The 10897-nt window shown below is 43.7% G+C and carries 9 protein-coding genes and 1 tRNA gene; 4 read left to right on the top strand and 6 right to left on the bottom strand.

Features of this window, described 5'->3' with window-relative positions; genetic code table 11:
- Positions 1–61: 61 nt before the first annotated feature.
- Positions 62–146, bottom strand: a tRNA-Leu gene (locus AC1RR2_RS02285).
- Between the two features lie 183 nt (positions 147–329).
- On the opposite strand from AC1RR2_RS02285, the gene rnr reads away from it, so the two are divergent.
- From rnr to cysE, 3 genes are all read left to right on the top strand, one after another.
- A complete protein-coding gene (gene rnr, locus AC1RR2_RS02280) occupies positions 330–2816 on the top strand; it encodes a ribonuclease R (RefSeq protein ID WP_493220678.1) in 2487 nt (828 codons plus the stop codon).
- Between the two features lie 73 nt (positions 2817–2889).
- Positions 2890–3630 (top strand): 23S rRNA (guanosine(2251)-2'-O)-methyltransferase RlmB, encoded by a 741-nt coding sequence (gene rlmB, locus AC1RR2_RS02275; RefSeq protein ID WP_493220677.1) that lies wholly within the window; start codon positions 2890–2892, stop codon positions 3628–3630.
- 169 nt (positions 3631–3799) lie between these two features.
- Positions 3800–4546 carry a serine O-acetyltransferase gene (cysE, locus tag AC1RR2_RS02270; RefSeq protein ID WP_493220676.1) on the top strand — a complete coding sequence of 249 codons (747 nt, stop codon included), beginning with the start codon at positions 3800–3802 and terminating at the stop codon, positions 4544–4546.
- A 194-nt stretch (positions 4547–4740) separates the two neighbouring features.
- Here cysE and AC1RR2_RS02265 read toward each other — a convergent pair whose 3' ends face one another.
- The 5 genes from AC1RR2_RS02265 to AC1RR2_RS02245 all read right to left on the bottom strand — a co-directional run bounded on the left by AC1RR2_RS02265 (position 4741) and on the right by AC1RR2_RS02245 (position 9652).
- Entirely contained in the window at positions 4741–5520 is a 780-nt protein-coding gene (locus AC1RR2_RS02265; RefSeq protein ID WP_493220675.1) for a UDP-2,3-diacylglucosamine diphosphatase, read from the bottom strand.
- Between the two features lie 31 nt (positions 5521–5551).
- The gene (locus AC1RR2_RS02260) at positions 5552–6040 is read right to left on the bottom strand and encodes a peptidylprolyl isomerase (RefSeq protein ID WP_493220674.1); all 489 of its coding nucleotides are present in this window, start codon (positions 6038–6040) and stop codon (positions 5552–5554) included.
- A gap of 114 nt (positions 6041–6154) precedes the next feature.
- Positions 6155–6832 (bottom strand): peptidylprolyl isomerase, encoded by a 678-nt coding sequence (locus AC1RR2_RS02255; RefSeq protein ID WP_493220673.1) that lies wholly within the window; start codon positions 6830–6832, stop codon positions 6155–6157.
- Between the two features lie 49 nt (positions 6833–6881).
- The gene (locus tag AC1RR2_RS02250) at positions 6882–8615 is read right to left on the bottom strand and encodes a L,D-transpeptidase family protein (RefSeq protein ID WP_493220672.1); all 1734 of its coding nucleotides are present in this window, start codon (positions 8613–8615) and stop codon (positions 6882–6884) included.
- Between the two features lie 29 nt (positions 8616–8644).
- Entirely contained in the window at positions 8645–9652 is a 1008-nt protein-coding gene (locus AC1RR2_RS02245) for a L,D-transpeptidase Cds6 family protein (protein ID WP_493220671.1), read from the bottom strand.
- Positions 9653–10191: 539 nt separating this feature from the next.
- Between AC1RR2_RS02245 and AC1RR2_RS02240 the strand changes: the two genes are divergently transcribed.
- Positions 10192–10839: a DNA-3-methyladenine glycosylase family protein gene (locus AC1RR2_RS02240; RefSeq protein ID WP_493220670.1), complete on the top strand. Its 648-nt coding sequence runs from the start codon at positions 10192–10194 to the stop codon at positions 10837–10839.
- Positions 10840–10897 lie beyond the last annotated feature (58 nt).

Genomic DNA, 10897 nt, shown 5'->3' with positions numbered 1-10897 from the left:
CTTTAACTTATTGATTCTATTAAGTTAAAGTGCTTTTAAGGTGTATTGCTATTTCATGCTGTGGTGCCCACGGAGGGACTCGAACCCCCACACCCGAAGGCACATGGACCTGAACCATGCGCGTCTACCAATTCCGCCACGTGGGCAACGAAAGCGAGAATTATAAAGTAAAGCTGGTTAAAGTCAATGTGTTTAGTGGTTTAGATCGTCCTCGTTTTGAAATTCACTTCTTCAAACTTAGCTATTTATTTTCAGTGTAACCCGATAAACTAACTACCTTCGCTACGTTTTCTATTTTCTATTTTTCTATCTGAAGAGATTCTACTGCTTTGAACAAACATCTTTATCCCATTCCCAGCCGCGAGGACATTCTCGGTGTTTTACGTACGTCTAAGACCGCATTGAAAGCGACTTCGATTGCAAAAAAATTGGGTGTTAAACCTGAGGAGATCGATGGTATGGCAAAGAGACTGAAAGCGATGGAGCGCGAAGGTCAGGTCAAACAAGATACGGCAGGCAATTTCTCTGCCCTGGCGCAAGATAATTTAATTGTAGGGAAGGTCAGTAGTCATCGCGATGGTTATGGTTTCTTGACGCCCGATGACGGTAGCCCAGACTTGTTTTTACCTGAACGTGAGATGGCACGCATTTTAAATGGTGATCGTGTCAGTGCGAAAGTGGTAGGTACGGATAGAAAAGGTCGTTTAGAAGGTAGTGTCACGGAGATTTTGGAACGTGCTAATACGCATATTATCGGTCGTTTGATCAACGAAAACGGTGTATGGTTGATTGCCCCAGAAGATAACCGCATCAATCAGGATATTTTATTGGCAGGAACACCGGGCAAAGCAAAAGCGGGTCAGGTAGTGAGTGTTGAGTTGATTGAACAGCCGACCAAGTATTCACAGGCAATAGGAAAAGTAGTTGAAATCTTGGGTGAAATTGACGACCCAGGCATTGAAATCGAAATCGCGGTACGTAAGTTCGGCGTACCACATGAATTTTCTGCAGCAGCGAAACGCGCCGCTGAAAAATTACCTTTTGATGTTACTGCAAAAGATTTAGAAGACCGTGTTGATTTACGGGATGTCCCTTTAGTTACTATCGACGGTGAAGATGCGCGCGATTTTGACGATGCCGTTTATTGCGAGCCGGTAAAAATCGGGCGCCAAAAAGCGTATCGCTTACTGGTGGCGATTGCCGATGTTAGTCATTACGTCAAACCGAATGACGCGATTGACGAAGATGCTTTATTGCGTAGCACGTCGGTTTATTTTCCGCGCCGCGTTATCCCTATGCTGCCTGAGAAATTGTCTAACGGTTTGTGTTCATTGAATCCGAATGTCGATAGGTTGACCTTGGTTTGCGATATGGTTATTTCTCTCGACGGTGAAGTGACCGCCTATCAATTTTATCCAGCAGTCATTCATTCTGCAGCTCGCTTTACTTACACTGAAGTGGCCACTATTCTTGGAAACACGAAAGGACCAGAGGCGAATAAACGGCTGCCCTTGGTGCCGCATTTGCTGCATTTGTATGAGTGCTTTCAAGTTTTGTTGAAAGCGCGTCAGCGTCGTGGAGCGATTGATTTTGAAACGACTGAAACTTATATCGTCGCCAATGCCGCTGGCAAGATAGAAAAAATCTTAGCGCGTACCCGCAATGATGCACATAAGTTGATCGAAGAATGTATGTTGGCTGCTAACGTATGTGCCGCCAGTTTGTTAGCAGAATTTGAACACTTAGGCGTGTATAGGATACACGCAGGTCCCACCAAAGAAAAATTAACTCAAGTAAGAAATTTCTTGCGTCAGGTCGGTTTAAATCTGATGGGAGGTGATACACCCTCAGCGTCTGACTACGCGCAATTAATGGAAAAAATAAAAGGGCGGCCAGATTCACAATTATTGCAAACGATGTTATTGCGCTCAATGCAGCAAGCCGTTTATAGCCCTGACAATATTGGTCATTTTGGTTTGTCCTACGATGCCTATGCCCATTTCACAAGTCCGATTCGTCGTTATCCTGACTTGTTGACGCATCGCGCTATTAAAGCGATTTTGCAAGGGAAAAAGTACGAGCCTAAAGGTATCGATACCAGTGTTCTGAATACCAGTGTATCGAACGCAGCCCGCAAACAAATGGCGGCTGATCGTGCTGCTGGTAAAGAGCGTCAGCAAAAAGAAATAACGATTTGGGATATGCTCGGTACCCATTGTTCTGCGAATGAACGCCGTGCCGATGAAGCATCGCGCGACGTTGAAGCTTGGCTCAAATGTTATTACATGAAGAGTAAGCTTGGTGAGGAGTTTACCGGCACCATTTCTGGTGTAACGCAATTTGGTTTATTCGTGCAATTAGATGAAATGTTTGTAGAAGGCTTGGTTCATATTACGGAACTCGGTGCTGACTACTTTCAATTCGATGATGCACGTCATGAGTTACGAGGTGAGCGTAGTGGGAAGCGCTATCAGTTGACCGATAAAGTTAAAGTGGTGGTCAGTCGTGTCGACATCGATGCGCGTAAAATTGATTTGTCTTTGGCGACCAATGTGGTACCAAACCGTTTCCCTAAAACACGTGAATTTGAAGAGCTTGCAGAGACACGTCAAGCAAAGCGTGGCGCAAATGCGAAGGCTGGGCGTGCCATTGAGATTGAAAAAACGGTGACTAGCAATATAGCGAAAGCTCGTAAAGAACCTGCGGTCTACGTAGAGACGCCATCAAGTAAAACCAAGCGTAAAAAAGTGTCGGTCGCGGCGACCCGCGCGGAGCGTAAAGTGAAGGCGGCACCACCAGTGCGTAAGAAACGCTAAATCTGATTGATCTGGCTTGTACTTGATCAGCTAGTTATTGTAAAAAAATTTAAATACCTAAAAGAAGTGAGCAATGAAAAGTAAAATGATTTTCGGTTTCCATGCCGTGACCTCTCGTATCCGTCATGAAGCATCGTCAGTAGAAGAGATTTATGTTGACAATGATCGCTCTGATCGTCGTATGCAGGAATTGATTCATGCTGCCAAATCAGCAGGCATACGGATTATTCAAGCAGATGATCAGCGCCTTTCTAATATCGTTGGAACCCGTCGCCATCAAGGTGTGGTCGCGAAGGCAGGTGAACTCTCATTGGCACGTAATTTGGATGAATTACTTGATGCAATTGAAGGACCTCCCTTGTTACTGATATTGGATGGCATTACTGATCCACATAATCTAGGTGCTTGCTTGCGTGTGGCAGACGGTGTTGGTGCGCATGCAGTGATTGCGCCTAAAGATCGTGCTGTTGGATTAAATGCTACCGCTGAAAAAGTGGCGAGTGGGGCGGCGGAAACAGTGCCTTATATTACAGTAACCAATTTGGCACGCACGATTCGCGAACTGAAAGAACGCGATATCTGGATTATCGGCACCTCCGATGACGTCGAAAAAACGATTTACGATGTCGATTTCAAAGGTGGTATCGCGATTGTCATGGGAAATGAAGGCGAAGGTATGCGCCGCTTGACGCGCGAAAATTGCGATATGCTGGTGCAAATTCCCATGCTAGGTTCTGTGGAAAGTTTGAATGTTTCAGTTGCATCTGGGGTCTGTCTTTACGAGGCACGTCGTCAACGCATCGCTGTTCAGTGACATCTGTCGCGGTATCTTTGGCAGATACCGCATCTTCTAGTGCCATCGCAAACGCACTTGCCAACGTGCATACACATAAAGACGGTTGCTCCTGCAGCAAACGCAAAAACCTTTTACACTAGTCACCGTTTACAAGATTGTACTGACTCGGCCAGCATTTCCCAATTTTATGTTCAAACAACTACGCGAAGATATCGCCAGCATCATCCAACGTGATCCCGCCGCCCGAAATACTTGGGAGGTGATTACCTGTTATCCGGGCCTGCAAGCAATCGTCATGCATGTTTGGGCTCAATGGTGTTGGACACACGGAATGAAGTGGCTAGGGCGCTTTATTGCGCATCTGGCGCGGATTTTTACCGGAATTGAAATCCATCCTGGTGCGACGATTGGTAAGCGTGTGTTCATTGATCATGGCTTTGGCGTCGTAATTGGCGAAACTGCCGTGGTGGGTGATGATTGTACGATTTATCAAGGAGTCACTCTAGGTGGAACCTCATTGACGAAAGGTGCTAAACGTCACCCAACTTTAGAACAGGGCGTGATTGTCGGTGCTGGTGCAAAAATCTTAGGTGGTTTTACTGTTGGTGCTGGTGCAAAAATCGGCTCTAATTCGGTTGTAATCAAACCAGTTCCAGCTGGTGCGACTGCGGTGGGTAATCCTGCACATCTAGTGAAATCAGGACATGTAGTAAATGAAGGCACAGATACTTCTGGATTCAGCGCCTATGGTTTAAGCACGAACGGCGATGATCCAATTTCAAAAGCATTCCGCCAACTTACAGAGCACGTTTGCTCTCAACAAGAGCAAATTGAAAAATTGCGTGCCGCGATTTTAGTGGCAGGTATTGTTTGTGAAAAATCCTTGAATGAGAAACGTATCGATGCAGATGAAATTTCGCAACTGGTGGATTAAACGATGGATTTGATTTGTTTTAAATTTGCTAAAAAAGGATGGCAATAAACGTTCAGCAATCGTGGTTGCCATAGAACGATAATTTGCCAGCTAATGTCCGACCTGAAATACTACGCTTACTCGCAGAGGCTAAGTAAAGACTGAGTAATTGAGCGAAGAAGCTCGATTGCTAAGCTAGCCAAAAAAGAGAGCGTCTACAAATAAATAAATTGTAATTGCCCATCGACCTCTAAACGTAAATAACCACCACGTGGCGTAGATGCATGATCACAATCCCAATCGGGTAGGACATAACGCAAGCCATGGGCTTCAGTATGCGTCGCGGTGCGGTGCGTATGACCGTGGATTAAACTCGTCCCCGGAAATTGCTCGAACCATCGCGCAACCGCATTTTGATTAACATCCATAATCGCCATACTCTTATTTTTCTGCTCGCTATTGCTGGCCTGACGCATGCCTTGAATAATCGCTTTGCGCTCACTTAAAGGCTTAGCTAAAAATTGTGTTTGCCAGGCCGGTTTGCGTACCATGGAGCGAAACTCCATATAGCTGACATCATCGGTGCATAGTGCATCGCCATGTGAAATTAATAAATGTCGACCTGCGAGTTGTAATTCATGGGGATCATTTAATAGCTGAACCGAAGTTAGATGTGCAAAACCTTCTCCAACAAGAAAGTCTCGATTGCCAGCAATCCAATACAACTTGACACCCGCGTCGCTGACGGCACGTAAGGCAGTAATGATGGTGTGATTGTAGGGAGTTTCACTGTCATCATCCCCCGCCCAATATTCAAATAGATCACCTAGCAAATACACTCGTTCAGCGTGTATCGCTTGCGTCGCCAAAAATCGAAGAAACGCTTCTGTCGTATCAGGTAGCACATCGCATAAATGAACATCGGAAACAAAAAGCGCAACCGCTTTGGGTTGCGCTTGTTGATCAGAGTGCTCGTTACTGGTTAAAGCAGGCATTCAGATGATCCAATAAAAAAAGCTTAAAAATTTAAATTACTTCTGCTTTTTCGATAATGATATTTTCAACCGGAACATCGGCAAACATACCAGAGCGTGTAGTTTTGGATGCCGAAATCTTATCGACGACTTCTTTGCCTTCGGTGACCTCGGCAAATACGCAATAACCCCAGCCATCTTGGCCAGGATAGTTGAGAAATTCATTGTCCACGGTGTTGATAAAGAATTGAGCTGAAGCTGAATGTGGATCACTAGTACGTGCCATCGCCAAGCTATATGGTACGTTTTTCAAGCCATTCTTCGCTTCATTTTCGACTGGCGCATTGGTAGGTTTTTGTTTCATACCAACTTCAAAACCGCCACCTTGTATCATAAAACCACGAATAACACGATGGAAAATAGTGCCCGTGTAATGACCAGCTTCAACGTAGGCAAGAAAATTGGCTACTGTTTTTGGTGCCTTGTCTGCGTGAAGTTCGATTTTGATATTGCCGAGATTGGTGGTGAGCAGGACTGCCATAATAGACCTCTAAAAAATGGATGACGTATTGTAACTGAATCTAATCTGAAAGAAGTCTGCTTAGCGATGTTCGCCCATGTTGAGCAATTGCGCTGCAGATTCTGAAGTGAAAAATTATTTGATTATTTTGACTGAGATAATAGTGATAGGTTTTGTCGGTACGTTTTGGTAAATGCTGACATCGGTTACGGCAGCAGATTTGATTTTTTCGACGACTTCCCAGCCTTCGATTACTTTACCAAATGGGGTATAACCTGCGGCAACAACTAAGGCACGTGCGCGCGGCAAGCTTATTGAGTCGCCATTTTTCAATACAGAAACCGGGTCGCCATCAGGTAGCGGTTGATAGTTCAAAAAATCATTATTGTTTACATTGATATAGAACTGCGCGCGGGCTGAGTTTGGATCAGGCATGCGCGCCATTGCTATCGTACCCATATCATTTTTTAGCCCTTGTTCAAACGCCATTTTTGCTTCTGATACGACGGGTTTATCCGTGGCTTTTTCTTTCATAGCGCTGTCCATCCCGCCACCTTGAATCATGAAATTATCAATCACGCGGTGGAAGATCGTTTTATTGTAGTGGCCTTTTTTGACGTAACGTAAAAAGTTCTCTACTGTTTTTGGCGCTTTATCGGGATAGAGCTCTAGGACGATATCCCCCATAGACGTTTTAATACTGACTTTGGGTAGTTCTTGAGCACTTGAGCCCACGCTGAACGTTAGGCCAAACAAAGCAATAATAAATGTTGCGCTTGCTTTTTTTAATTCGCGCTGAAATGCGGAAATCATATAGTGCTCCTTTTAATCATCAAATAATAATCAAATTTGCTTGTTTCAATTAACTACCAGTTTTCTCTTGTTTTATTAGCCACTTTCCGTCTTGCTTAACCATCAGCAAGGTCTTTCTGCTACTTGCTACAAGTGCACCAGATTGATAGTTTTGTCTGAATTTAACAGTTGCTGTGTTGCCGTCTACTGTAACCGTTGGCTTATCTAGTTGCACTGTAATTTTGCCTTTACCTTCAATACGTGAACGGCGCTCTTCCATCCATGACTTACGCGACTCGCCATTGGGTGTTTGAAATTCTTTGGCATAATGGGCCAGATATGCCTTGGTGTTTTTTTGGCTCCACACTTTGACCCATTGCTCGACGGTTTTTAACACCTCGTTGTGAGCTAAATTAGTAGATTTTGTTGTGCTTGTTTTCTCAGTTTTATTGCTTGAAGTAGATGCTGCTTCTACTTTTTCTATTCTTAATTGCGATGTTTTAGCGACGCTAACTTGAGCAACTGGTAGTTGCGACCTCGCTACTTCAGGGTCGAGACGATTGCCTGCGATGAGAGTGTTTTCTTCAAAAACGATACGCCATTGACCTGATTCTTTAGTCCAATACTGTTTGTGTTTAAAGCTAGATAGGCCTCGACTTGTATTGATATCTTGGATGAAGCTACTGACTATAATTTCTTCACGACTAGGGTACCTGAATTGAGAAATGTCGCGCAATTTAATGCTGGTGTCTGGTATTCCCGCGATACCCTGTGTTCGTTTTTGTAGCCAACTAGTTAGTCCTTCATTCAGACTTGATTTAAAATTTTTACTGTAATGACGTGCCAAGGTATTGGGATTTCCGGTCGCAAAATCAGTGCGCCATACATCGAGCAGTTTTCGAGCTGATTGTTTTTCCACGGCCCAGTTGGCTCGATTGATGAATTCAATGCGTTCACTAATGATGACCGGCGTTTTCGCTATGTCAACCGTCGCAGCTAAGGCCAAAAAATCTTGATTCGACAACACGACACACCCATCCGAAGCAAGCGGAGCGCGACTGTAATTGTGTTGTGGGACGCCATGTAACCAAATTCCAGAGCCACCACGGCCATTCAACTTATCCCATTCATTAGGATAATTTAGCGGAAGTGCACCAGGGCCATAAAAATCGGGCAACTTAGCGCCCGGCAGACGCGTGGTGATGTAGTACACACCTAGCGGCGTACGTTGATCTCCCTCTTTAAATTTATCAATCCCCAACTTACCCTGGCTGACGTAATAATCATTTACCAAAGTAGGGGTACCGCCTATATTTTCGTAAAGAAAAATCCGCGCACGTTTTGCGTCCATCACCAATGCATAGCGCTGTTCGTCGCTCATTTGTAAAAGTACGTTGGGAATTAACTCTTTTTGCGGGCGTTCTGTGATTGCGCGAATGCGTGCCTGAGCTTCCTCATGCAAATCCTTTAACTTGTCATTGGCGGATCCATTGACCGCACCAAAGCGATTCACCGGTCGCGTGCGCATGGTAATTAAATCACCACGAATTAAATGCCCTAATTGAAAATTGGGGTAGGCGGTCAACAAAGTATCAATCTTTGTCTGTGCCTTATCTAACTCGTTGTTGGCTAAATGCTGATATACCTGAATCAGCATTAAATCTGGATTGGGGCCCTGCTTCGTTATTTGAAAACTAGACTTGTCTGGCGGATTATTATTTGACCATGCGTTCTGAGTATTGGCAAAAACTAAAGTCAAGGCTGTGGTTACACTGATTGCGGCTGTTTCAATGAGCCTACGCATTGAAACAGCTCTAGGGAAAATGAAAAACATTAGCTACCCGAACGCTCCTGCTTAATCAGCCACTTGCCATCTTGCTTGCTGAGAACTAGAACTTTTCTACTGGTGGAAGAAAGGCGATCAGAGCTATAAAACTGCTTAAATTTTACAGTTGCGGAATTTCCATCAATGCTAATGTTTGCGTCTTCAATTCGAACGCTGATTTTTCCTTTACCTTCAATTCGCGAGCGGCGATCTTCTGCCCAGGCATTTCTAGATTCGCCTTTGGGTGTTTGAAAATCTTTGCCGTAGTAAGCTAAATATTTTGCGACATCGCGATTACTCCAGGCTTTTGCCCAAGCTTCAACAATGTCAAGCACGGTGTCTTTATCGCTAGAGCTTGTGCTAGCTTTACTGGTGTTCGTCGCAGGCGTACTTGCAACTTTAGCTTCGACTTGCTTTGGCGGCGCAGCTGTTACTGTCGGCGAAGGAGGTAAAGTTGCAATAGGCGTTGCGACAGCAGTATTTTTGGGATTGGTGCCGCCAGATGAGTTGCCAAATAAATTCTTCACCAAGCTCAGTTTCAGTTTTGCAGTCGAATTTCCTGAATCTAGTTGTAAAGCCTTGTCATACGATTGACTCGCTAGCTTAGCATAGACGTCACCCAGGTTTTCGTGTGCAGTACCATACGTCGGATTGGTACGAATTGCCATTTCTAGTGCAGTACTAGCTTTCAGATATTGGCCATTCGACGCATATAAAACCGCGAGATTATTATATGGCTCTGGTAGCTCAGGATAATCATCGGTCAATTTTGTAAAAATGACGATAGCCTCATTGGCCTTATTTTGCTCAGTTAAGATAATCCCTTTCAAGAAACGCATTTGCGCATCTTTTGGACGTTGACTTAATACGGTATCAATTTTTTTTAATGCCTCATTCAATTGTCCGGCTTTATAAAGTTTACTAGCGTCACTGGCATCATCCGCAAAACTGATCGCCGGAAACATTGCACTGAGTAAAATAGTGACTGCAAAAGCGTTTTTTATCGAGTGTCGCATAATGTAATTGAGTATCTTTTCTTTTGATTTCGTGAATTTTATGAGTCAGATCATTTTGCTTGAGGCGCTTGCATTAGCTTACTTTGTTGATCTTCTAATTTGCTTTAAGCTCGCTGAATCAGATCAGGCGCAATCTTAACAAATAAACTCAACGATGCGTTGTAGATATTGTCTACATGAGGCGAAAAAGTAGCATTCTAATGTTGATTGACGAGAAATATCATCAGCGCCGCTTAAGTGGTGATTGAATAATTCAAATTGAGTTCGCACAATTCATTTAATCTGTGATCGCTAAGCATGTTTGAAACCCATTGTGCATTCTTTTTGTGCTTGAATTGCTACTAATTTTTAGTAGTTAAATAGATTTTTATCCGCGCCTCATTGCTTTTTCCAGCGATAAAATAGTCTTTTCAGAATCATTATCATGTAAAATCGGCGGCTTTCCTTTAAAACCGTCAGGTCTACAAAGGCTAATGACGAATATTGGATGCAGTGCCTATTTGGCTCTTGGTGTGTCTTGGTAATACGGAAGATAATAAATGAATAAAAATAGTCGAGTCCGTAATGAGGAATTACACGTTCCAGAATACTGGGAGGAAGCTAAGATTGAATTGATGAAGCGCGATAGAATTTTGCGTAAATTAATTCCACAATTTGGTGATCTGTACCTGATGGGACGAGACGATCCATTTACAACTTTGACGCGCTCTATCATCGCTCAACAAATTTCTGGTGCTTCCGCAAATGCTTTGTGGGAAAGTTATTTAAGAGTATGTCCAAAGTCTACGCCTGAACAAGTCTTGGCGATGGGGAAGGATAAATTGTTATCAAGCGGTTTATCTAAGCGTAAAACGGATTACATCCTAGATTTAGCGACGCATTTTAAAGATGGTAAGGTGCATGTCGATAAATGGGCCGACATGTCGGATGAAGAAGTGATTGCTGAACTTGTACAGATTAGAGGCATAAGCCGTTGGACCGCCGAAATGTTTTTGATTTTTAATTTATTACGGCCAAATATTTTGCCTTTGGACGATAATGGTCTAATCTCAGGCATTAGCAAGAATTATTTCTCAGGTGAACCCGTGTCGCGTATCGATATCAGGGAAGTTGCTGCAAATTGGGAGCCGTGGAGAACTGTCGCGACATGGTATATGTGGCGTAGTTTAGATTCAAATTTAATATAAATTGAAGTAGTTAAATTAAGTTAACTTTATTTTTAACTCGTGTGGATTTTTTAAGGAG

The organism is Undibacterium sp. GW821-FHT11H02 (assembly GCF_058808015.1).
This window is presented reverse-complemented; position numbering and strand designations above follow the sequence as displayed.

What these genes read in the sequence shown, in the direction of transcription:
- AC1RR2_RS02260 (WP_493220674.1), bottom strand. Translation starts at nt 6,040, where the DNA reads ATGGCAGTCCTGCTCACCACCAATCTCGGCAATATCAAAATCGAACTT.
- AC1RR2_RS02250 (WP_493220672.1), bottom strand. Translation starts at nt 8,615, where the DNA reads ATGCGTAGGCTCATTGAAACAGCCGCAATCAGTGTAACCACAGCCTTG.
- AC1RR2_RS02265 (WP_493220675.1), bottom strand. Translation starts at nt 5,520, where the DNA reads ATGCCTGCTTTAACCAGTAACGAGCACTCTGATCAACAAGCGCAACCC.
- AC1RR2_RS02255 (WP_493220673.1), bottom strand. Translation starts at nt 6,832, where the DNA reads ATGATTTCCGCATTTCAGCGCGAATTAAAAAAAGCAAGCGCAACATTT.
- rlmB (WP_493220677.1), top strand. Translation starts at nt 2,890, where the DNA reads ATGAAAAGTAAAATGATTTTCGGTTTCCATGCCGTGACCTCTCGTATC.
- AC1RR2_RS02245 (WP_493220671.1), bottom strand. Translation starts at nt 9,652, where the DNA reads ATGCGACACTCGATAAAAAACGCTTTTGCAGTCACTATTTTACTCAGT.
- cysE (WP_493220676.1), top strand. Translation starts at nt 3,800, where the DNA reads ATGTTCAAACAACTACGCGAAGATATCGCCAGCATCATCCAACGTGAT.
- AC1RR2_RS02240 (WP_493220670.1), top strand. Translation starts at nt 10,192, where the DNA reads ATGAATAAAAATAGTCGAGTCCGTAATGAGGAATTACACGTTCCAGAA.